The sequence below is a fragment of the Paraburkholderia sp. PGU19 genome (assembly GCF_013426915.1).
Taxonomy (GTDB): Bacteria; Pseudomonadota; Gammaproteobacteria; order Burkholderiales; family Burkholderiaceae; genus Paraburkholderia.
Window position 1 is genome coordinate 3,556,396 of the sequence record NZ_AP023179.1, and the last position, 21,392, is coordinate 3,577,787.

Here is a 21,392-nt window from a genome sequence, read left to right on the forward strand (position 1 = left end):
GCACAAAAAGGCCGGCGGTGGAAAACCGCCAGCCTTCGCACAGCGCGCCGAAACTTACTTGATTTCAGCTTTCGCGCCGGCTTCTTCCAGCTTCTTCTTGGCTTCTTCAGCAGCAGCCTTCGGTACCGCTTCCTTAACAGGCTTCGGTGCACCGTCGACCAAGTCCTTCGCTTCCTTCAGGCCAAGGCCCGTCAGTTCACGAACTGCCTTAATAACGGAAACCTTGTTCGCGCCGACTTCCGTCAGGTTGACCGTGAATTCCGTTTGCTCTTCAACAGCGGCTGCAGCGCCGCCGCCTGCCGGGCCTGCCACTGCGACAGCAGCTGCCGACACGCCAAACTTCTCTTCGAATGCCTTGACCAGTTCGTTCAGTTCCAAAACCGACATCGAGCTTACGGCTTCGAGGATGTCTTCTTTTGCGATTGCCATTTGAAATACTCCTAAATTGAATTCGGATACAGCCAGCGATCAATTACGCTCGACTGAAGTGCGTCGATGCACTGCTTACGCAGCTTCGCTTTCCTTCTTTTCTGCCAGCGCGGCCAGAGCACGCGCGAAGCCAGAAACAGGAGCTTGCATAACGAACAACAGCTTGGAGAGCAGTTCCTCGCGGCTCGGGATGTTGGCCAGCGCTTGCACGCCTGCCTTGTCCATCACCTTGCCTTCGTAGGAACCGGCCTTGATGATCAACTTTTCATTGCTCTTGCTGAAGTCATTAACGACCTTCGCAGCAGCAATTGCATCTTCCGAGATGCCGTAGATCAGCGGACCAGTCATCTGCTCAGCCAGCGGAGCAAACGGGGTACCTTCGACAGCGCGACGCGCCAGCGTGTTCTTCAACACGCGCAGATACACCTGTTGCTCGCGCGCTTTCGCGCGCAGCTTGGTCAGATCGCCAACCGTGATCCCACGATACTCAGCCAGAACCACCGTCTGAGCTTTCGCGACTTGCGCGGAAACCTCAGCTACGACGGCCTGCTTACTTTCTTTGTTAAGTGGCACGGTTAACCTCCAGATTCGATGCACTTGGCACATGCCTCGCACATCGCGTTCAACAACGGCGTCCGACCAGTCAGGAGTACTTCGACCGCTCGAGATCCACATGGCTGTGGGAATCGAACGGCTTCACCACTTCAAAACTTTTTCGGGTTCGCCATCTGCGTTGGCTTGAATTAAGGATGCACCCAACTGCTGCGCCTCCACCAACGGTCTTTGACAACCGGCCGCCAGATTTGACTCCAACCTTGCGACCGCCCAAAGCCCTTGAATCGCCCCAGCCCTTCGACCGAAGCGATTAAAACTTTACTGCGCTGCCAGCGTAGCCTGATCGACACGCACGCCAACACCCATGGTGCTCGACAGTGCGATCTTGCGAAGGTACACGCCCTTGCTCGTTGCCGGCTTCGCCTTTTGCAGCGCTTCGACCAGCGCGCTCAGGTTCGAACGCAGAGCCGTCGGTTCGAACGATGCGCGACCGATGGTTGCGTGGATGATACCGGCCTTGTCGACACGGAACTGAACCTGACCGGCCTTTGCGTTCTTGACTGCCGTCGCGACGTCCGGCGTGACCGTGCCGACCTTCGGATTCGGCATCAGGCCGCGCGGGCCGAGGATCTGACCCAGCGTACCGACGACACGCATCGTGTCCGGCGAAGCGATCACGACGTCGAAATTCAGGTTACCAGCCTTGACTTGCTCAGCCAGGTCTTCCATACCGACGATTTCAGCGCCAGCTGCACGGGCCTGCTCGGCCTTTTCACCTTGGGCGAACACAGCAACACGAACCGACTTACCGGTACCAGCCGGCAGAACGACCGAACCACGAACTACCTGATCCGACTTCTTCGCGTCGATGCCGAGTTGCACTGCGACGTCGATCGACTCGTCGAACTTCGCGCTTGCGCATTCCTTCACGAGCGACAGAGCCTCATCGATCGCGTACAGCTTTTGACGATCAACCTTGTTTGCAAATGCTTGCAGACGCTTCGAAAGCTTAGCCATTTACACGCCCTCCACGGTGATGCCCATCGAGCGGGCGCTACCAGCGATCGTACGAACCGCTGCGTCCAGATCAGCTGCCGTAAGATCCGGCATCTTGGTCTTGGCGATTTCTTCAGCTTGAGCGCGCGTAATCTTACCGACTTTGTCGGTGTGCGGCTTGCTCGAACCCTTGTCGAGCTTCGCAGCCTTCTTGATCAGGACCGTAGCCGGCGGCGTCTTCAGAACGAACGTGAAGCTCTTGTCGGCGAACGCGGTGATGACAACCGGAATCGGCAGACCCGGCTCCATCGCTTGAGTCTGCGCATTGAACGCCTTGCAGAACTCCATGATGTTCAGGCCGCGCTGACCCAGTGCCGGGCCAACCGGCGGCGACGGATTGGCTTTACCTGCAGGAATCTGCAGCTTGATAAAGCCGATGATTTTCTTTGCCATGTTGAAAAACCTCTTTGGAACGCGAGTGCGTTCGGTGAGTAGTAACGCGCCCTCATCAAACTTCGACTACCGACGCTCCTCAACGGCCATTACGCGGACCGTAAGCGCGAAAGACGGACCGCGCCGTTTGGCGCGATCCGCGAAACCTGACTTACAGCTTTTCGACCTGACCGAATTCCAATTCGACCGGCGTCGCACGACCGAAAATTGTCACAGATACACGGACTCGCGACTTTTCGTAGTTCACTTCCTCGACGCTGCCGTTGAAGTCGGTAAATGGACCGTCTTTTACGCGAACCATCTCGCCCACTTCGAACAGGGTTTTCGGGCGTGGCTTCTCAACGCCTTCCTGCATCTGCGACATGATCTTCTCGACTTCCCGTGGGGAAATCGGGCTGGGACGATTGCGCGCACCGCCCACGAAACCGGTCACCTTTGCCGTGTTTTTCACGAGGTGCCACGTCTCGTCCGTCATCTCCATTTCGACGAGCACATAGCCCGGAAAGAAACGACGTTCGGTCACCGACTTATGGCCGCCCTTCACCTCGACAACCTCTTCCGTCGGGACGAGAATCTGACCAAACTTGTCCTGCATGCCAGCACGTTCAATGCGCTCCTGAAGCGCACGTTGCACGCTCTTCTCCATGCCGGAGTAGGCGTGCACTACGTACCAACGTTTTCCGCTCGGGGATGCCGGAATATCACTCATATCATTTCCAACCCAGAATCGCCGAGAAAATTGTCCACTCGATGGATTTATCACAAATCCAGAGGAACACCGCCATGATCAGTACAAACCCGAAAACCACCAAAGTCGTTTGACTTGCTTCCTTGCGGGTCGGCCAGACAACCTTACGGACTTCTTTGTACGAATCTTTGGCGAACGCGATAAAACCTTTGCCGGGCGCTGAGAGAAGACCGACTGCGACGCCTGCGATCAGTCCGACAGCCAGAGCTGCTCCGCGGACGTACCACTCTTGGCCATTCAGCCAGAAGAACCCCACGAACCCGGCCAAGACCAACAATACGCCGGCGACGAGCATCAGCTTGTCGCTGGAAGTATTAACAGTTTCGACGGAAGGATTCGCCATAACACCTTAACGAGCGCCACATGCGACGCGAGAGTTGGCAGGGGCAGAGGGAATCGAACCCCCAACCTTCGGTTTTGGAGACCGACGCTCTGCCAGTTGAGCTATACCCCTAAACCATTGGGGTCGGCGGCATCGCCAACCCCGAAACAACCGATCAACGAGAACTAGCTGGCTTACTCGATGATCTTGGCGACGACACCTGCGCCGACGGTACGGCCACCTTCGCGAATTGCGAAGCGCAGACCTTCTTCCATCGCGATCGGCGCGATCAGCTTCACCGTGATCGACACGTTGTCGCCCGGCATCACCATTTCCTTGTCCTTCGGCAGCTCGATCGAGCCCGTCACGTCCGTCGTACGGAAGTAGAACTGCGGACGGTAGTTGTTGAAGAACGGCGTGTGACGGCCGCCTTCGTCCTTGCTCAGCACGTACACTTCAGCCGTGAAGTGCGTGTGCGGCGTGATCGAACCCGGCTTGGCCAGCACCTGGCCACGCTCCACGTCTTCACGCTTCGTGCCGCGCAGCAGGATACCGACGTTGTCGCCTGCCTGACCCTGGTCGAGCAGCTTGCGGAACATTTCCACGCCCGTGCAGGTCGTCTTCACCGTCGGCTTGATGCCGACGATTTCGATTTCCTCGCCGACCTTGACGATGCCGCGCTCGACGCGACCCGTCACCACCGTGCCGCGACCCGAGATCGAGAACACGTCTTCCACCGGCATCAGGAACGCGCCGTCAACCGCGCGCTCCGGCGTCGGGATGTACGTGTCCAGTGCGTCGGCCAGGTTCATGATCGCCACTTCGCCCAGCTCGCCCTTGTCGCCTTCGAGCGCCAGCTTCGCCGAACCCTTGATGATCGGCGTGTCGTCGCCCGGGAAGTCGTACTTCGACAGGAGTTCGCGCACTTCCATTTCGACCAGCTCGAGAAGTTCGGCGTCGTCGACCATGTCACACTTGTTCAGGAACACGATGATGTACGGCACACCGACCTGACGCGCCAGCAGGATGTGCTCACGCGTTTGCGGCATCGGGCCGTCAGCAGCCGAGCACACCAGGATCGCGCCGTCCATCTGCGCTGCGCCCGTGATCATGTTCTTCACATAGTCAGCGTGGCCCGGGCAGTCGACGTGTGCGTAGTGCCGGTTAGCCGTTTCGTACTCGACGTGTGCCGTGTTGATCGTGATGCCGCGCGCCTTTTCTTCCGGCGCTGCGTCGATCTGGTCGTACGCCTTTGCTTCACCGCCGAACTTTGCCGTCAGCACCGTCGTGATCGCTGCCGTCAGCGTGGTCTTGCCGTGGTCAACGTGACCGATCGTGCCGACGTTCACGTGCGGCTTGGTCCGCTCAAACTTACCTTTGGCCATTTTCGACTCCTAAGAGGATTTTTCCGTACGTTGCGCCGGGCGCAAACAATCACTTTGGTACTAGCTGGTGCCCATGGGCAGGATCGAACTGCCGACCTCTCCCTTACCAAGGGAGTGCTCTACCACTGAGCCACATGGGCGCTACGTCTACTTTGCTTGCTGGAGCGGGTGAAGGGAATCGAACCCTCGTCGTAAGCTTGGAAGGCTTCTGCTCTACCATTGAGCTACACCCGCAAGGATCTATCGATTCCCGACAACTACGTTACAGCACTTTGAAATCTGGTGGAGGAGGTTGGATTCGAACCAACGTAGGCGTAAGCCAACAGATTTACAGTCTGCCCCCTTTAGCCACTCGGGCACCCCTCCGCAGAGAACTGATGATTATGGGGGAGCGATTACATCTTGTCAAGTGGCTCTTGACCGCTCGAAACCCATAGGCTCTCACTTATAGTAGAGCTACAAACGCCAAGACCCCGCTTTTGAGGGCGGGGTCTTGTCTTGGGTAAGGAGCCTGACGATTACCTACTTTCACACGGGCAATCCGCACTATCATCGGCGTGGAGTCGTTTCACGGTCCTGTTCGGGATGGGAAGGGGTGGTACCGACTCGCTATGGTCATCAGGCATGACGGGTTGCTGCGTCGCATTGTGGTGCGCCACAGCCAATCTGGAAGAAGCGTAAAGAGGGTATGGGTTGTGTTGTTTCTGGCACAACACGGATCTCAACCTGTGCGTCCTGCTCACCCCGCTGGGGGGTTCACACGCATCCCCTTCGGGGATCGGACCCGCGTAAGCGCTAAAGCGCTAACGCGGGTCGAGACACACCTGTTATAGGATCAAGCCTTACGGGCAATTAGTATCAGTTAGCTTAACGCATTACTGCGCTTCCACACCTGACCTATCAACGTCCTGGTCTTGAACGACCCTTCAAGGGGCTCGAAGCCCCGGGGATATCTCATCTCAAGGCGAGTTTCCCGCTTAGATGCTTTCAGCGGTTATCTCTTCCGAACATAGCTACCCGGCGATGCCACTGGCGTGACAACCGGTACACCAGAGGTTCGTCCACTCCGGTCCTCTCGTACTAGGAGCAGCCCCCTTCAAATATCCAGCGCCCACGGCAGATAGGGACCAAACTGTCTCACGACGTTTTAAACCCAGCTCACGTACCTCTTTAAATGGCGAACAGCCATACCCTTGGGACCGGCTACAGCCCCAGGATGAGATGAGCCGACATCGAGGTGCCAAACACCGCCGTCGATATGAACTCTTGGGCGGTATCAGCCTGTTATCCCCAGAGTACCTTTTATCCGTTGAGCGATGGCCCTTCCATACAGAACCACCGGATCACTATGACCTGCTTTCGCACCTGCTCGACTTGTCGGTCTCGCAGTTAAGCACGCTTATGCCATTGCACTATCAGCACGATTTCCGACCGTACCTAGCGTACCTTCGTACTCCTCCGTTACACTTTGGGAGGAGACCGCCCCAGTCAAACTGCCCACCATGCACTGTCCCCGACCCGGATCACGGGCCAAGGTTAGAACCTCAAACAAACCAGGGTGGTATTTCAAGGACGGCTCCACGCAAACTGGCGTTCACGCTTCATAGCCTCCCACCTATCCTACACAGATCGGTTCAAAGTCCAATGCAAAGCTACAGTAAAGGTTCATGGGGTCTTTCCGTCTAGCCGCGGGGAGATTGCATCATCACAAACACTTCAACTTCGCTGAGTCTCGGGAGGAGACAGTGTGGCCATCGTTACGCCATTCGTGCAGGTCGGAACTTACCCGACAAGGAATTTCGCTACCTTAGGACCGTTATAGTTACGGCCGCCGTTTACCGGGACTTCAATCAAGAGCTTGCACCCCATCATTTAATCTTCCGGCACCGGGCAGGCGTCACACCCTATACGTCCACTTTCGTGTTTGCAGAGTGCTGTGTTTTTATTAAACAGTCGCAGCCACCAGTTTATTGCAACCCCTTCACCCTTTGCCCGCAGGGGCATCAAGCTACAGGGGCGTACCTTATCCCGAAGTTACGGTACCAATTTGCCGAGTTCCTTCTCCCGAGTTCTCTCAAGCGCCTTAGAATACTCATCTCGCCCACCTGTGTCGGTTTGCGGTACGGTCAATGTGAAACTGAAGCTTAGAGGCTTTTCCTGGAACCCCTTCCGATTGCTTCGCCCCCTAGAGAGCTCGCGCCACGCCCTTGAATTCCGTGCCCGGATTTGCCAGAGCACCTTCTCCAACGCAGCGACCGGGACTTCCAACACCCGGACAACCTTCCGCGATCCGTCCCCCATCGCATTTCACACTGGTGCAGGAATATTGACCTGCTTCCCATCAGCTACGCATTTCTGCCTCGCCTTAGGGGCCGACTCACCCTACGCCGATGAACGTTGCGTAGGAAACCTTGGGCTTACGGCGAGGGGGCCTTTCACCCCCTTTATCGCTACTCATGTCAGCATTCGCACTTCCGATACCTCCAGCACGCTTTTCAACGCACCTTCGCAGGCTTACGGAACGCTCTCCTACCATGCACATAAATGTGCATCCGCAGCTTCGGTATATGACTTAGCCCCGTTACATCTTCCGCGCAGGACGACTCGATCAGTGAGCTATTACGCTTTCTTTAAAGGGTGGCTGCTTCTAAGCCAACCTCCTGACTGTTTTAGCCTTCCCACTTCGTTTCCCACTTAGTCATATTTGGGGACCTTAGCTGGCGGTCTGGGTTGTTTCCCTCTTGACACCGGACGTTAGCACCCGATGTCTGTCTCCCGTGATTGCACTCTTCGGTATTCGGAGTTTGCTATGGCGAAGTAATCCGCAATGGACCCTTCAACCATGACAGTGCTCTACCCCCGAAGGTGATACACGAGGCACTACCTAAATAGTTTTCGGAGAGAACCAGCTATTTCCAGGTTTGTTTAGCCTTTCACCCCTATCCACAGCTCATCCCCTAACTTTTCAACGTTAGTGGGTTCGGACCTCCAGTACGTGTTACCGCACCTTCATCCTGGCCATGGATAGATCACCTGGTTTCGGGTCTACACCCAGCGACTGAATCGCCCTGTTCGGACTCGCTTTCGCTACGCCTGCCCTAATCGGTTAAGCTCGCCACTGAATGTAAGTCGCTGACCCATTATACAAAAGGTACGCCGTCACCCCTTGCGAGGCTCCGACTGTTTGTATGCATGCGGTTTCAGGATCTGTTTCACTCCCCTCCCGGGGTTCTTTTCGCCTTTCCCTCACGGTACTGGTTCACTATCGGTCGATCACGAGTATTTAGCCTTGGAGGATGGTCCCCCCATCTTCAGACAGGATTTCACGTGTCCCGCCCTACTTGTCGTACACCTAGTTCTTCCTCGCTGTTTTCGCCTACGGGGCTATCACCCACTATGGCCGCACTTTCCAGAGCGTTTGGCTAACAGCAAAGATAAAGAGTACAGGCTGGTCCCATTTCGCTCGCCACTACTTTGGGAATCTCGGTTGATTTCTGTTCCTGCGGTTACTTAGATGTTTCAGTTCACCGCGTTCGCTTCGCATGGCCTATGTATTCAGCCATGGATGACCCATACGGGCCGGGTTTCCCCATTCGGATATCGGTGGATCAAAGCTCGTTTGCCAGCTCCCCACCGCTTTTCGCAGGCTACCGCGTCCTTCATCGCCTGTGATCGCCAAGGCATCCACCACATGCACTTGTTCGCTTGACCCTATAACGGGTGTGTCTCTTCGTGTTGCCACGCCAGACTCACTCGCTACAGGTTGAGTATTCGCGTTGTGCCGTATTCCAGGTTCGTCTTTCGATGAACTCAAAAAATACATTGATACAATCACAACCCTGATTCACCTACTCACGCGCCCATCTCTAAGCACGCTTTCGTGAATCTCTTTACTACTTCTTCCTGATTGTTAAAGAACGACAGCCGATATAAAGCGCTATGCCTTACATCATTCGCTGACTGGCTCAATCGCCAATGCATAGCACTCGGTTCGCACTGAACGCTAGGCATTGAGGATTGGTGGAGGATGACGGGATCGAACCGACGACCCCCTGCTTGCAAAGCAGGTGCTCTCCCAGCTGAGCTAATCCCCCAGTCACACAGTACACAGGGGGTTTGCGATCAGCCACCGCAGACAAGACGCTGGTGGGTCTGGATGGATTCGAACCATCGACCCCCGCCTTATCAAGACGGTGCTCTAACCGACTGAGCTACAGACCCCTGAGCCTGTCTTCAATTAACAGCCGACAAGTGTGAGCGCTCAACTTGTGAAGCGCGAAGCTCTGGAAAGGAGGTGATCCAGCCGCACCTTCCGATACGGCTACCTTGTTACGACTTCACCCCAGTCATGAATCCTACCGTGGTGACCGTCCTCCTTGCGGTTAGACTAGCCACTTCTGGTAAAACCCACTCCCATGGTGTGACGGGCGGTGTGTACAAGACCCGGGAACGTATTCACCGCGGCATGCTGATCCGCGATTACTAGCGATTCCAGCTTCACGCAGTCGAGTTGCAGACTGCGATCCGGACTACGATCGGTTTTCTGGGATTGGCTCCACCTCGCGGCTTGGCAACCCTCTGTTCCGACCATTGTATGACGTGTGAAGCCCTACCCATAAGGGCCATGAGGACTTGACGTCATCCCCACCTTCCTCCGGTTTGTCACCGGCAGTCTCCCTAGAGTGCTCTTGCGTAGCAACTAGGGACAAGGGTTGCGCTCGTTGCGGGACTTAACCCAACATCTCACGACACGAGCTGACGACAGCCATGCAGCACCTGTGTTACGGCTCCCTTTCGGGCACTCCCACCTCTCAGCAGGATTCCGTACATGTCAAGGGTAGGTAAGGTTTTTCGCGTTGCATCGAATTAATCCACATCATCCACCGCTTGTGCGGGTCCCCGTCAATTCCTTTGAGTTTTAATCTTGCGACCGTACTCCCCAGGCGGTCAACTTCACGCGTTAGCTTCGTTACCAAGTCAATGAAGACCCGACAACTAGTTGACATCGTTTAGGGCGTGGACTACCAGGGTATCTAATCCTGTTTGCTCCCCACGCTTTCGTGCATGAGCGTCAGTATTGGCCCAGGGGGCTGCCTTCGCCATCGGTATTCCTCCACATCTCTACGCATTTCACTGCTACACGTGGAATTCTACCCCCCTCTGCCATACTCTAGCCCGCCAGTCACCAATGCAGTTCCCAGGTTAAGCCCGGGGATTTCACATCGGTCTTAGCGAACCGCCTGCGCACGCTTTACGCCCAGTAATTCCGATTAACGCTTGCACCCTACGTATTACCGCGGCTGCTGGCACGTAGTTAGCCGGTGCTTATTCTTCCGGTACCGTCATCCCGCCTCTGTATTAGAGAAGCGGTTTTCTTTCCGGACAAAAGTGCTTTACAACCCGAAGGCCTTCTTCACACACGCGGCATTGCTGGATCAGGGTTGCCCCCATTGTCCAAAATTCCCCACTGCTGCCTCCCGTAGGAGTCTGGGCCGTGTCTCAGTCCCAGTGTGGCTGGTCGTCCTCTCAGACCAGCTACAGATCGTCGCCTTGGTAGGCCTTTACCCCACCAACTAGCTAATCTGCCATCGGCCGCCCCTTGAGCGCGAGGTCCGAAGATCCCCCGCTTTCCTCCACAGAGCGTATGCGGTATTAATCCGGCTTTCGCCGGGCTATCCCCCACTCCAGGACACGTTCCGATGTATTACTCACCCGTTCGCCACTCGCCACCAGGGTTGCCCCCGTGCTGCCGTTCGACTTGCATGTGTAAGGCATGCCGCCAGCGTTCAATCTGAGCCAGGATCAAACTCTTCAGTTCAAACCTGTTACTGTTTTTCGGTTCATTTAAGAACCGGTCGCTCACTCAAAATCACTGACGAATGATTCGATTTCTCGAACCTTCCTCAATTACTTCTGTGTGAGACTCGATTACTTTCGCTATCAGTGACCCGAAGATCACCGCGCGCTCGCCATCGAGCACCCACACTTATCGGCTGTTGATTGTTAAAGAACATTCGCGGGAAGCGCCTTGCTTTCACCGCGTTGCTGCGTCAGCAGCAGAGAAACGAGATTATGAAGAACCTTTTTCGTTTCGTCAACCGGTTTTTTTAGCATCGCCTGAAAAACCCTGCTGACTTCACGACCGCGCCGTTTCTGCCGCGGCCCCGTTGCGTCGCATCCAACTGCCTGCTGCTCAACGAGGACGCGAATGTTAGGCCATCCCGCGCCCCGTGACAAGGGTGTGACCCAAAGTTTTTTCAAGGGTCATTTCATCGCCGCGCCGAGCACCGGCTGCAACGGAATCGCGTCGGCCATCGCCGAATAGCCTGCGTCGCTGGGATGGATCTGGTCTCCGCTGTCGAACGAGCGCCGCAGGCGCGTCGGATTGGCGGGGTCGCGCAATGCGGCGTCGAAGTCCACGACGCCATCGAACGCGTGGCTCGTCCGGATCCACTGATTCACCTCCGTGCGAATCGCCTCGCGCTGCGGCGGCAGTGCCGCCGGCGTCAACGTGGCGCCGAAAATCCGCACCCCGCGAGCATGCGCCGCCGCAATCACGCGCTTGTAACCCGCGATCAGGCTGTCCGCCGTCACCTGCGTATGCGGAGCATCGCAATCCAGCCCACCATGCGCCGGCATCGCAGCGAAGTTGATGTCATTGATGCCGATCAGAAGGATCACCGTCTTCACGCCCGGCTGAGCCATCACGTCCCTCCCGAAGCGCGACGCGAGCGCGTCCCCGTAGCAGGGCGAATCCGTCAGCAGCCGGTTTCCACTAATCCCCAGATTGACGACCGCCACCGACTTGTCACCGCTCTGCGCCACCCTTCGCGCCAGCGCGTCCGGCCAGCGTCGGTTCTGGTTCAGGCTCGAGCGCATCCCATCCGTAATCGAATCGCCGATCGCCGCAATCGTCGCCGACGAAGGCGCCTCGACCTGCACGCCCGTTACCCACGCGAACTGGGTGATCCGCTGCCGGTAAGCGTCGGCGGAGGTGTCGCCGGCATGATTGCCAGGCGTCGACAGATAGTTGACCTGGCTCGACACGCGATGCCACGCGATCAGTTTTTGCTCGCGCCCCATATAACTGCTGACCGCGTATGGCACGCCGGCTGAAATCCGGACGCGGACGGGATCGCTATCGATTTCGCCGCCCGGCGGCACGCTAACGGCCGGCTTTCCGCCGAAAGTCACCCGCGCCTCCGTCCCAGGCTGGACGGCCGCGCCGGCACCCGATCGCGCGATCCGTAACTCGTCAATGACAAGCGGCGCTTTCCCGTACGCATTACTTATATGGATGCGTGCGACCTCGCCAGAAAGCGTCGGATACACAATCTGCCGAAGCGTCCGCTCCGCAACGTCAGGCGTCCGATACAACGGCGGCGGATTGGATATTTGCGGAATCGGCTGGAGCGCGGTCGCCCAGGCGGTGACCCAGGGCGTCGGACTATCGGCGGCGGAAACGGGAGCCGACGCCAGCAGAAAGGAAGACAGAACCGCGCCACACACGACGGCGAGAGAACGAGTGGTCATTGAGACTGATCGGTGAAAAATGGTTGAGGACACAAGCCGCCCATTGTGCACGATTGCATAGTGCAAACCCCTACCCTGCTATCTCGAAAAATTTATTAACCGACCGGACGGTTGGTTTATACTGCCGAACACACACTTACTCATGACGAGAGCGTTCTACATGTACACGCAATCCCTCGACATCCCCGGCAACGTCGCTCCGCTCGACGCGGCTGCCAGCTCACCCGAGCAGGCCCGTTTCGACGCGGTGATGGAAGCCGACGGCAAGATCGAACCGCAAGACTGGATGCCCGACGCGTACCGCAAGACGCTCGTGCGCCAGATCTCACAGCACGCGCACTCGGAAATCGTCGGCATGCTGCCGGAAGGAAACTGGATCACGCGTGCGCCGAGCCTGAAGCGCAAGGCGATCCTGCTGGCAAAGGTGCAGGACGAAGGCGGCCACGGTCTCTATCTGTATAGCGCGGCTGAAACGCTCGGCGTGTCGCGCGACCAGATGATCGACGGGCTGCACTCCGGCAAGGCGAAGTACTCGAGCATCTTTAATTACCCGACGCCGACCTGGGCGGACGTCGGCGTGATCGGCTGGCTGGTCGACGGCGCGGCGATCATGAACCAGATTCCGCTGTGCCGCTGTACGTATGGTCCGTATGCACGCGCAATGATCCGTATCTGCAAGGAAGAGTCGTTCCATCAACGCCAGGGCTTCGACGCACTGCTCGCAATGATGAAAGGCACCGACGCGCAGCGCGAACTGGTCCAGCAGGCCGTGAACCGCTGGTGGTATCCGGTGCTGATGATGTTCGGCCCGAGCGACAAGGATTCCGTCCACAGCAACCAGTCGGCCAAGTGGGGCATCAAGCGCATCACCAACGACGACCTGCGTCAGAAATTCGTCGACGCGACCGTCGAGCAGGCGAAGGTGCTGGGCGTCACGCTGCCGGACCCGAACTTGAAGTGGAACGAAGAGCGCGCCCACTACGACTACAGCGACCTCGACTGGGATGAATTCTGGCGAGTAGTGAACGGCGATGGCCCGTGCAACAAAGAACGCCTCGCCACGCGCGTGAAGGCGCACAACGACGGCGCCTGGGTCCGCGAAGCCGCGCTCGCCCATGCCGAAAAACAGCGCCAGCGCGCGCAGCAACACGCCGCCTGAGTGGCGCCCCCGAATCTGGAAGGACTGGAAGGAGATAGCGATGAACAAGGAATGGCCGATCTGGGAAGTCTTCGTGCGCAGCAAGCAGGGACTCGACCATAAACATTGCGGCAGCCTGCACGCGTCGGACGCGTCGATGGCGCTGCGCATGGCGCGCGACGTCTACACGCGCCGCCAGGAAGGCGTCAGCATCTGGGTGGTGCCGTCTTCGGCGATCACGGCATCGGCGCCCGACGACAAGGCGGAACTGTTCGAACCGGCGGGCGACAAGATCTATCGCCATCCGACGTTCTATCAGCTGCCCGACGAAGTCAACCACATGTAAGCGCGAGTCATGACTATCACGCCCCAACACCTCGCCTACGTGCTGCGCCTCGCCGACACTGCGCTGATCCTCGGTCAGCGCAACGCGGAATGGTGCGGCCACGGCCCGATTCTCGAAGAAGACATCGCGCTGTCGAACATGAGCCTCGACCTGGTCGGCCAGGCGCGCCTGCTGTACACGCACGCCGCCGATCTGGAAAAGACGCTGACTGGCAAAAGCCGCACGGAAGACGACTACGCGTTCTTCCGCGCCGAGCGCGAGTTCGCGAACTACACGCTTGCCGAGCTTCCGCATGTCGGGCCGCTCGCGGGCACGGCACGGGCCGACAAGGACTACGCGGTCACGATCGTTCGCAACTTCCTGTACTCGACGCTGATGCTGCATGTGTGGTCGGCCTTGACGGGTTCGTCGGACGAACAGCTGGCCGCCATCGCCGCCAAGTCGATCAAGGAAACGCAGTATCACGTGCATCACTCGCACGAGTGGCTGGTGCGTTTCGGCGACGGCACGGACGAATCCCATGCCCGCGCCCAGGCTGCACTCGACTATCTGATGCCGTACACACGCGAATTTTTCAGCGCCGACGCGACGGAAGACGCGATCGCCGCCGCCGGTGTCGGACCGAAGACGTCCGAAATCGAAGCCGTGTGGCTCGAAGACGTTCGCGCCGCGCTCGACGAAGCGACGCTGAAACTGCCCGAACCCGTCAGGCACATCACGACGGGCAAGCACGGCGAGCATTCGGAGCACATGGGCTTCCTGCTTGCCGAAATGCAAAGCCTCGCGCGCCAGCATCCGGGCGCAAGCTGGTAATCCGTCGATCCAACAGGTGAAACCCACGATGATGTCGACCGCTCAAACAGCCGCCGTTGCACCGGATCACGCGCTCGCCCAGGCGTGGGCCGTGCTCGAAGCCGTGCCCGACCCGGAAATCCCTGTCGTGTCGATCCGCGAACTGGGCATTCTGCGCGACGTGCGCCACGCCGCCGACGGCGCGCTCGAAATCGTCATCACGCCGACTTACTCGGGTTGCCCGGCGATGTCGCAGATCGCGGAAGACATCGGCCATGCGCTCGATGCGGCGGGTTTCGCGCCGTATCGCGTGGAAACCGTGCTGGCACCTGCCTGGACCACCGACTGGATCACCGACGACGCCCGCGACAAGCTGCGCGCCTACGGCATCGCGCCGCCGACGGGCAACTGTGGCAGCGGCGAGCCCACCGCGAACGCTGGATCGAAAGAGAAAGTGATCCGCTTCGTCCCGCGCTCGCTGCCCGCGCCCGCCTGCCCGCGCTGCGGCTCGAAGCACACCGAACGCCTCGCGCAATTCGGCTCGACGGCCTGCAAGGCACTGTACCGCTGCGTCGACTGCCGCGAACCCTTCGACTATTTCAAACCGTACTGATATGGCTACCCCGCAATTTCATCCGCTGCGCATCAGGGAAGTGCGGCCCGAAACCGCCGATGCGGTCTCCGTCGCCTTCGAAGTCCCCGCCGAACTGCGCGAGCAGTATCGCTTCACGCAGGGCCAGTTCGTCACGCTGAAGACGCATATCGACGGCGAAGAAACGCGCCGTTCGTATTCGATCTGCGTCGGCGTCACCGATTACGACCGCGACGGCGAGTTGCGCATCGGCATCAAGCGCGTGCGCGGCGGCCGCTTCTCGAACTTCGCGTTCGATACGCTGCAACCCGGCCACATGCTCGACGTGATGACACCCGACGGCCGCTTCTTCACGCACCTGAACGCCGATCACGGCAAGCAGTACGTCGCGTTCTCGGGCGGCTCAGGCATCACGCCCGTGCTGGCGATCGTCAAGACGACGCTCGAAATCGAGCCGCGCAGCACGTTCACGCTGATCTACGGCAATCGCAGCGTCGATCAGATCATGTTCGCCGAAGAGCTCGAAGACCTGAAGAACCGGTTCATGAACCGCTTCGTGCTGTATCACGTGCTATCCGACGATATCCAGGACGTCGAGCTGTTCAACGGCGTGCTCGATCAGGCGAAGTGCGAGTCGTTCCTCGAGACGCTGGTACCTGTGGATTCGATCGACGAAGCCTTCATCTGCGGCCCAGGGCCGATGATGGATGCCGCCGAAGCCGCGCTGAAGGCAGCGGGCGTGCCGCAGGCGAAGGTGCACGTCGAGCGTTTCGGCACGCCGCTGCCGCAGGCGGGCGTGCCCGTCGCGGAAATTACCGACGATACCCCGACCGCCGACCTCGAAATCGTCCTCGACGGCAAGAAACGCAAGCTGCGGCTGCCGTATCAGGGCTTGAGCGTGCTCGACGTGGGCCTGCGCGCCGGACTGGCACTGCCGTATGCATGCAAGGGCGGCGTCTGCTGCACCTGCCGCGCGAAGGTGCTCGAAGGCGAAGTGAAGATGGAAAAGAACTACACGCTGGAAGAGCACGAAATCCGCGACGGCTACGTGCTGACCTGCCAGTGCCATCCGGTCAGCGACAAGGTGGTGGTGAGCTACGACGAACGCTGATGCCCGCATGGCGCAGTGCGCCGTGCACCGAACGTGCGCATCGTCGCTTTCGGCACACACGCGATCCGCTTACACTAGGGGCCGCTCGTCACGGGAAACGCATTCCCCGGACGGGCGGCCTTTTTCCGTTACCTGACTGAACTGCGTGATCGAACTGCGCTTCGCATTGCGCCCGAAGCGCGTGCAAACCGCCCGTCAATGACCATGAGCACGATCCACATCACCAATGGCGACGTCGCCGCCGATTCTCTGCGCAAGGCGCTCGATCAGGCGCGCCGGACGGATATCGTGCTGGCGTTGCGCGACGATCTCGCCGTCGGCCCGTTGCAAGGCATCGACGATACGCCGCAGGTACGCGCCGACTTTTGGGGAGGCGTCATCGGCGACACCGCGCGCGATTTTCTCGCCGAGCTGGAACAGCAAGCGAACGAACTGAAAGCGGTGGTCGACGGTACGACGCATGTGGTCGTGTGGCACGGCCAGAGCGCCGCCGATCAGTTGACGCTGCGCCGCGTGTGCTTCCATCTGCGCGAGATGCCGCAGCGGCTCAACGAAGTGCGTCTGTCGATCGACGAGCTGACGGGCGACGCCAGCGCCCCGCTACACCGCGCCGATCGCGCGACCTCAGTCGGCATGTTCGCGCCCGATCTGCTGCAAAAACGCCTGCCCGGCGTTGCGCCGATTTCGGTGCTGCGTATCGGCAGGCTTGCGCTCGAATGGCAGGAACTGAAACTCATCGATGCCGAACTGCGCCGCTGGCACGACAACACCTTTACGACTGGCACGTTCGCCGAGCTGGACGCGCTGATCGTCGAGCACGCCGTCGAAGGCTGGCAGTCCGCCGGGCGCGTCGCCGCATGCGTGATGGCGGCCGATAACGGCTTGCTGGTCAGCGACAGCCTCGTGCTGTGGCGGCTACGCGAGCTTGCGGCCGCTGGCCAGTTGCAGTTGCGCGGCGACGCGGATGACTGGCGCTCGCTCGAAATGCACGTCACGCGCACAACCCTTTCTCCCGTATAAGACCAACCAGAATAATCATGGCCCGTACACGAGCCCCAGACCATGAAAGTCAGCGCGACCAGATCCTCGATCTGGCCGCCGAAAAATTCGCTCAAACGAGCTACCCCAGCACGTCGATGGCCGATCTGGCTGCGGCGAGCGGCACGTCGAAAGCGCGCCTCTATCACTATTACGAGAGCAAGGAAGCGATTCTCTTCGACCTGCTCGACCGCTACACGAAGCGACTGATGCTGATCATCGCCGAGGTCGAAGGCGCGAGCCAGCGGCGCGGACTCACCGAACGCGAGACCTTCGCCGAGCTGATCCGCGCGTTCCTTTCCGAGTACGAGACGTCGCACAGCCGGCACGTTGCGCTGTTGAACGACGTCAAATATCTGGTCGAGTCGCAGCGCGAGATCGTCCTGAACCGTCAGCGCGACGTGGTCGCCGCGTTCGCACGGCAATTGGCGCGCGCGTACCCCGAGCGCGTGGCGCGCGAAAACCAGACGGCCCTCACGATGATGGTCTTCGGGATGATCAACTGGACGTTCACCTGGCTGAAGCCGGGCGGCCGGATGGGCTATCGGGAATTCGCGGAACAGGTCGTCGCGATGGTCGATCACGGGCTGGCCGCGCGTGCATCGGACGGTGGCGCTGACGGTCGTTGAGGTCCGCGCCGCCACGCACCCAGCCTTGATGGGAGGCTGTCGCGCAGCAAATATCGTGCCGTCGTTGTGACAAGACGACGCAGCCACGGCGCGCGACAGCACCATAAATTATGATTAAAAATCAACAACATAAAACAAGACACGCATAATTTTAGACTGCATCCTCGGCTTGTCTCAGGGTTTTCCCCAGTGATACCTCGGGTTTTCCATTAGAATGCTTGTTGCGTCGCATCATGTCGCATAGCCAAAAGGAGAACCCACTATGAATCTGCAAACTGTCCGCGCCGCCGAGCCGATCGTTGTCGATCGCTTGCTGAACGTCGCTGGCCGCGCGCCTGTTCTGATCCGGGAACTCAGCGAGAAAGACCGCGAGCGTCTGCTCGCTCACTTCCTTGAACTCGACGAAGACGATCGCCTGCTTCGCTTCGGTCAGGTCACGCCGGACCACGTCATCGAAAACTACGTTCGCATGCTGGATTTCAGCCGCGACACCGTGTTCGGCGTGTTCGACCGTCATCTGCAACTGGTCGGCGTCGCCCACCTGGCGTATCTGCCCGCTGAAGGCGACACGCGGACCGCGGAATTCGGCGTGTCGGTGTCGGAAAGCGTGCGCGGCCAAGGTATCGGTACGAAGCTTTTCGAACGCGCCTCCATCCGCAGCCGCAACTCGCACGTCACGACGCTGTACATCCACTGCCTGTCGCGCAACACGACCATGATGCACATCGCCAAGAAGGCTGGCATGAAGATCGAGTACGCGTACGGCGAAGCGGACGCCTATCTGACGCTCTCGCCCGCTGATCAGAACAGCATCATCTCTGAGATGCTGCAGGAACAGGCCGCCGTGTTCGACTATGTGCTCAAGCGCCAGGCGCGCAACACGTCGAAGCTGATCGAATCGTTCATTCCGACGGCGATCGCTGCGTAAGCTTCAGCGCAAAAAACATCGCCAAAGGGCGGCTCTTCACCGAGCCGCCCTTTTCTTTTGCGCATCACGCCCGCTGTCAAAGCGGCAGCGCGGTCGTCTCCTTGAACTTCTCCAGCGAAAAGCTCGACTTCACGTCGATCACCGACGGATGCCGCAGCAACTGGTCCTGCACGAACCGGGAAAAGTGCGCCATGTCGCGCACCTGCACGCGCAGCAGGTAGTCCATGTCGCCCGTCATCGCGTAGCACGCGACCACCTCGGGCCAGCCCTGCACCGCCACGCGAAACAGCTCCGAATGCGTCGCGCCCGCACGACCCGGCGTGCCATCGGCGCGTGCGCTGAGCGCCGGGCCGCCGCGCTTCTCCAGCCGCACGTTGACGTAGGCGAGCAGATCGAGCCCGAGCATCTGCGAATCCAGCAGCGCGACATAACCGCGAATCACGCCGATTTCCTCCAGCCTGCGGATGCGCCGCAAACACGGGCTCGGCGACAGGTTCACCCGCTCGGCGATCTCCTGATTCGATAGCCGCCCGTTTTCCTGAAGAATCGCGAGAATGCGCCGGTCGATCGCGTCTATCTCGATTTGAGCCATGTTCTGCCATCCAATACGCTTTATGCGCCAGAAAATGGCCCAAGCGTAGTGTTCGCCGATTAACTTCGCAAGTTTTCTTCCCAAACCGGCAACTACACTGTTCTTCATCAGATCGCGCGATGCGCCCCGCACACAGTCGAGGAGACAGACATGAAGGTTTCTACCTGGGAGAATCCCGTCGGCACCGACGGCTTCGAGTTCATCGAATACACCGCGCCGGACCCTGTCGCGCTCGGCAAGCTGTTCGAGCTTATGGGTTTCACGGCCATCGCAAAGCATCGCCACAAGAACGTGACGCTGTATCGTCAGGGTGAGATCAACTTCATCGTCAATGGCGAGCCCGATTCGTTTGCGCAGCGCTTCGCGCGTCTGCACGGCCCGTCGATCTGCGCCATCGCGTTTCGCGTGCAGGACGCCGCGAAAGCATACAAACGCGCGCTCGAACTCGGCGCGTGGGGCTTCGACAACAAGACGGGCCCGATGGAGCTGAACATTCCGGCCATCAAGGGGATCGGCGATTCGCTGATCTATTTCGTCGACCGCTGGCGCGGCAAGAACGGCGCGGAACCTAACAGCATCGGCGATATCAACATCTATGACGTCGACTTCGAACCGATTCCGGGCGCGAACCCGAATCCCGTCGGCCACGGCCTCACCTATATCGATCACCTGACGCACAACGTCCATCGCGGACGGATGCAGGAATGGGCCGAGTTCTACGAGCGCCTGTTCAATTTCCGGGAAGTGCGCTATTTCGATATTGAAGGCAAGGTGACGGGCGTCAAATCGAAGGCGATGACGTCGCCGTGCGGCAAGATCCGCATTCCGATCAATGAGGAAGGTTCGGAAACAGCGGGCCAGATCCAGGAGTATCTCGACGCGTACCACGGCGAAGGGATCCAGCACATCGCGCTCGGCACGAACGACATTTACGCGACGGTCGACGGCCTGCGCGGCGCGAACATTTCGCTACTCGATACGATCGACACGTACTACGAACTCGTCGATCGCCGCGTGCCGAATCACGGCGAGCCGCTGGACGAACTGCGCAAGCGCAAGATTCTGATCGACGGCGCGCGCGAAGACTTGCTGCTGCAGATCTTCACCGAGAACCAGATCGGACCGATCTTCTTCGAGATCATCCAGCGCAAGGGCAATCAGGGCTTCGGCGAGGGTAACTTCAAGGCGCTATTCGAATCGATCGAACTGGATCAGATTCGTCGCGGTGTTGTGCAGGACAAGGCCTAACACGCTGCTCAATAGTTAAAGCCAAATAAGAAAAAGGCGAGGAACGTAAGATCCTCGCCTTTCGCATTTCGGAACCGGGTTTCTCTCCCTCACCGATTCCCATCTGTTCGTACGCCGCGGACGATCAGCCGATCACCCGCCAGGGCGCGTCAGCCACGCTGCTCCGTGTCGTCGGACTCGCGCCGCTGGTTCACGGCGACCGTCGTTGCGGCGACCTGCGTAGTGCGTGTGACGGCATTCGCGAGCGCATTGGCGCTGTTCGGGCGCATCGGGGCGTTCATCGCGAAGAATGCTGCCGAGACCATCAGGAAGGTCTGGATGTGTTTCGTGTTCATGCGTACTCCTTTTTCGACTGCACAGCGAAGCTCCGCAGCATGCGGAACGTTGCGATTCATGCAGTTGGGGAGTTTAGACCGACATTTCAAGACCAGTTCCGCACGTTGCAAGCTTTTACACCCTGTAACAGCAGCAAACGAAAAAGCTCGCACGCGGTCATACGAATGACATTTTGTTCGTGGCCGGCCCCGCATCGTGGTGTTTTCGACGATAGGCGGCGG

General features: G+C 59.0%; 20 protein-coding genes, 6 tRNA genes and 3 rRNA genes. 9 read left to right on the top strand and 20 right to left on the bottom strand.

What is annotated here, in order from left to right; genetic code table 11:
• Window positions 1-54: 54 nt before the first annotated feature.
• The 18 genes from rplL to H1204_RS16325 all read right to left on the bottom strand — a co-directional run bounded on the left by rplL (window position 55) and on the right by H1204_RS16325 (window position 12,421).
• Complete coding sequence (gene rplL / locus H1204_RS16240; RefSeq protein ID WP_007578360.1) at window positions 55-429, bottom strand: 50S ribosomal protein L7/L12; 375 nt, start codon at window positions 427-429, stop codon at window positions 55-57.
• 75 nt (window positions 430-504) lie between these two features.
• Window positions 505-1,035 (bottom strand): 50S ribosomal protein L10, encoded by a 531-nt coding sequence (gene rplJ, locus H1204_RS16245; protein ID WP_180729091.1) that lies wholly within the window; start codon window positions 1,033-1,035, stop codon window positions 505-507.
• 267 nt (window positions 1,036-1,302) lie between these two features.
• A complete protein-coding gene (gene rplA, locus H1204_RS16250) occupies window positions 1,303-2,001 on the bottom strand; it encodes a 50S ribosomal protein L1 (RefSeq protein WP_007578362.1) in 699 nt (232 codons plus the stop codon).
• Window positions 2,002-2,433 carry a 50S ribosomal protein L11 gene (gene rplK, locus H1204_RS16255; protein ID WP_007578363.1) on the bottom strand — a complete coding sequence of 144 codons (432 nt, stop codon included), beginning with the start codon at window positions 2,431-2,433 and terminating at the stop codon, window positions 2,002-2,004.
• Window positions 2,434-2,584: 151 nt separating this feature from the next.
• On the bottom strand, window positions 2,585-3,142 hold the full coding sequence (gene nusG / locus H1204_RS16260; RefSeq protein ID WP_007578364.1) for a transcription termination/antitermination protein NusG: 558 nt from the start codon (window positions 3,140-3,142) through the stop codon (window positions 2,585-2,587).
• Between the two features lies 1 nt (window position 3,143).
• Complete coding sequence (gene secE, locus H1204_RS16265) at window positions 3,144-3,524, bottom strand: preprotein translocase subunit SecE (RefSeq protein ID WP_007578365.1); 381 nt, start codon at window positions 3,522-3,524, stop codon at window positions 3,144-3,146.
• A gap of 35 nt (window positions 3,525-3,559) precedes the next feature.
• Window positions 3,560-3,635 (bottom strand) — tRNA-Trp (locus H1204_RS16270).
• Between the two features lie 62 nt (window positions 3,636-3,697).
• A complete protein-coding gene (tuf, locus tag H1204_RS16275; RefSeq protein WP_028371383.1) occupies window positions 3,698-4,888 on the bottom strand; it encodes an elongation factor Tu in 1,191 nt (396 codons plus the stop codon).
• Window positions 4,889-4,953: 65 nt separating this feature from the next.
• Window positions 4,954-5,028: transfer RNA gene (locus tag H1204_RS16280), tRNA-Thr, on the bottom strand.
• A gap of 20 nt (window positions 5,029-5,048) precedes the next feature.
• Window positions 5,049-5,122: transfer RNA gene (locus H1204_RS16285), tRNA-Gly, on the bottom strand.
• A gap of 46 nt (window positions 5,123-5,168) precedes the next feature.
• Window positions 5,169-5,254 (bottom strand) — tRNA-Tyr (locus tag H1204_RS16290).
• A 143-nt stretch (window positions 5,255-5,397) separates the two neighbouring features.
• Window positions 5,398-5,511, bottom strand: a 5S ribosomal RNA gene (gene rrf / locus H1204_RS16295).
• A 208-nt stretch (window positions 5,512-5,719) separates the two neighbouring features.
• Window positions 5,720-8,599: ribosomal RNA gene (locus H1204_RS16300) — 23S ribosomal RNA — on the bottom strand.
• A gap of 307 nt (window positions 8,600-8,906) precedes the next feature.
• A tRNA-Ala gene (locus tag H1204_RS16305) sits at window positions 8,907-8,982 on the bottom strand.
• Between the two features lie 50 nt (window positions 8,983-9,032).
• Window positions 9,033-9,109 (bottom strand) — tRNA-Ile (locus H1204_RS16310).
• Between the two features lie 66 nt (window positions 9,110-9,175).
• Window positions 9,176-10,706 (bottom strand): 16S ribosomal RNA (locus tag H1204_RS16315).
• The 16S, 23S and 5S rRNA genes sit together here with 5 tRNA genes alongside, the layout of an rRNA operon.
• A gap of 185 nt (window positions 10,707-10,891) precedes the next feature.
• Window positions 10,892-11,149 (bottom strand): hypothetical protein, encoded by a 258-nt coding sequence (locus H1204_RS16320; protein WP_180729092.1) that lies wholly within the window; start codon window positions 11,147-11,149, stop codon window positions 10,892-10,894.
• A gap of 3 nt (window positions 11,150-11,152) precedes the next feature.
• Window positions 11,153-12,421, bottom strand: a complete 1,269-nt coding sequence (locus tag H1204_RS16325; protein WP_180729093.1) for an SGNH/GDSL hydrolase family protein — start codon at window positions 12,419-12,421, stop codon at window positions 11,153-11,155.
• Window positions 12,422-12,581: 160 nt separating this feature from the next.
• Here H1204_RS16325 and paaA point away from each other — a divergent pair, with 160 nt between their 5' ends.
• The 8 genes from paaA to H1204_RS16365 all read left to right on the top strand — a co-directional run bounded on the left by paaA (window position 12,582) and on the right by H1204_RS16365 (window position 18,995).
• On the top strand, window positions 12,582-13,580 hold the full coding sequence (paaA, locus tag H1204_RS16330) for a 1,2-phenylacetyl-CoA epoxidase subunit PaaA (RefSeq protein ID WP_180729094.1): 999 nt from the start codon (window positions 12,582-12,584) through the stop codon (window positions 13,578-13,580).
• A gap of 40 nt (window positions 13,581-13,620) precedes the next feature.
• Window positions 13,621-13,905, top strand: a complete 285-nt coding sequence (paaB, locus tag H1204_RS16335) for a 1,2-phenylacetyl-CoA epoxidase subunit PaaB (RefSeq protein ID WP_180729095.1) — start codon at window positions 13,621-13,623, stop codon at window positions 13,903-13,905.
• A 9-nt stretch (window positions 13,906-13,914) separates the two neighbouring features.
• A complete protein-coding gene (gene paaC, locus H1204_RS16340; protein ID WP_180729096.1) occupies window positions 13,915-14,718 on the top strand; it encodes a 1,2-phenylacetyl-CoA epoxidase subunit PaaC in 804 nt (267 codons plus the stop codon).
• A 28-nt stretch (window positions 14,719-14,746) separates the two neighbouring features.
• Complete coding sequence (paaD, locus tag H1204_RS16345) at window positions 14,747-15,310, top strand: 1,2-phenylacetyl-CoA epoxidase subunit PaaD (protein WP_180729097.1); 564 nt, start codon at window positions 14,747-14,749, stop codon at window positions 15,308-15,310.
• Window position 15,311: 1 nt separating this feature from the next.
• Window positions 15,312-16,400 carry a 1,2-phenylacetyl-CoA epoxidase subunit PaaE gene (paaE, locus tag H1204_RS16350; protein ID WP_180729098.1) on the top strand — a complete coding sequence of 363 codons (1,089 nt, stop codon included), beginning with the start codon at window positions 15,312-15,314 and terminating at the stop codon, window positions 16,398-16,400.
• 204 nt (window positions 16,401-16,604) lie between these two features.
• Window positions 16,605-17,420: a DUF1835 domain-containing protein gene (locus H1204_RS16355; RefSeq protein WP_180729099.1), complete on the top strand. Its 816-nt coding sequence runs from the start codon at window positions 16,605-16,607 to the stop codon at window positions 17,418-17,420.
• Window positions 17,421-17,437: 17 nt separating this feature from the next.
• Window positions 17,438-18,067: a TetR/AcrR family transcriptional regulator gene (locus tag H1204_RS16360; protein WP_180729100.1), complete on the top strand. Its 630-nt coding sequence runs from the start codon at window positions 17,438-17,440 to the stop codon at window positions 18,065-18,067.
• 262 nt (window positions 18,068-18,329) lie between these two features.
• Window positions 18,330-18,995: a GNAT family N-acetyltransferase gene (locus H1204_RS16365; RefSeq protein WP_180729101.1), complete on the top strand. Its 666-nt coding sequence runs from the start codon at window positions 18,330-18,332 to the stop codon at window positions 18,993-18,995.
• 76 nt (window positions 18,996-19,071) lie between these two features.
• Here H1204_RS16365 and H1204_RS16370 read toward each other — a convergent pair whose 3' ends face one another.
• On the bottom strand, window positions 19,072-19,587 hold the full coding sequence (locus H1204_RS16370; RefSeq protein WP_042314137.1) for an Lrp/AsnC family transcriptional regulator: 516 nt from the start codon (window positions 19,585-19,587) through the stop codon (window positions 19,072-19,074).
• A gap of 150 nt (window positions 19,588-19,737) precedes the next feature.
• Here H1204_RS16370 and hppD point away from each other — a divergent pair, with 150 nt between their 5' ends.
• On the top strand, window positions 19,738-20,835 hold the full coding sequence (gene hppD, locus H1204_RS16375; protein WP_180729102.1) for a 4-hydroxyphenylpyruvate dioxygenase: 1,098 nt from the start codon (window positions 19,738-19,740) through the stop codon (window positions 20,833-20,835).
• Window positions 20,836-20,984: 149 nt separating this feature from the next.
• On the opposite strand, the gene H1204_RS16380 is transcribed toward hppD, so the two are convergent.
• Entirely contained in the window at window positions 20,985-21,170 is a 186-nt protein-coding gene (locus H1204_RS16380) for a hypothetical protein (protein ID WP_180729103.1), read from the bottom strand.
• Between the last annotated feature and the right edge of the window lie 222 nt (window positions 21,171-21,392).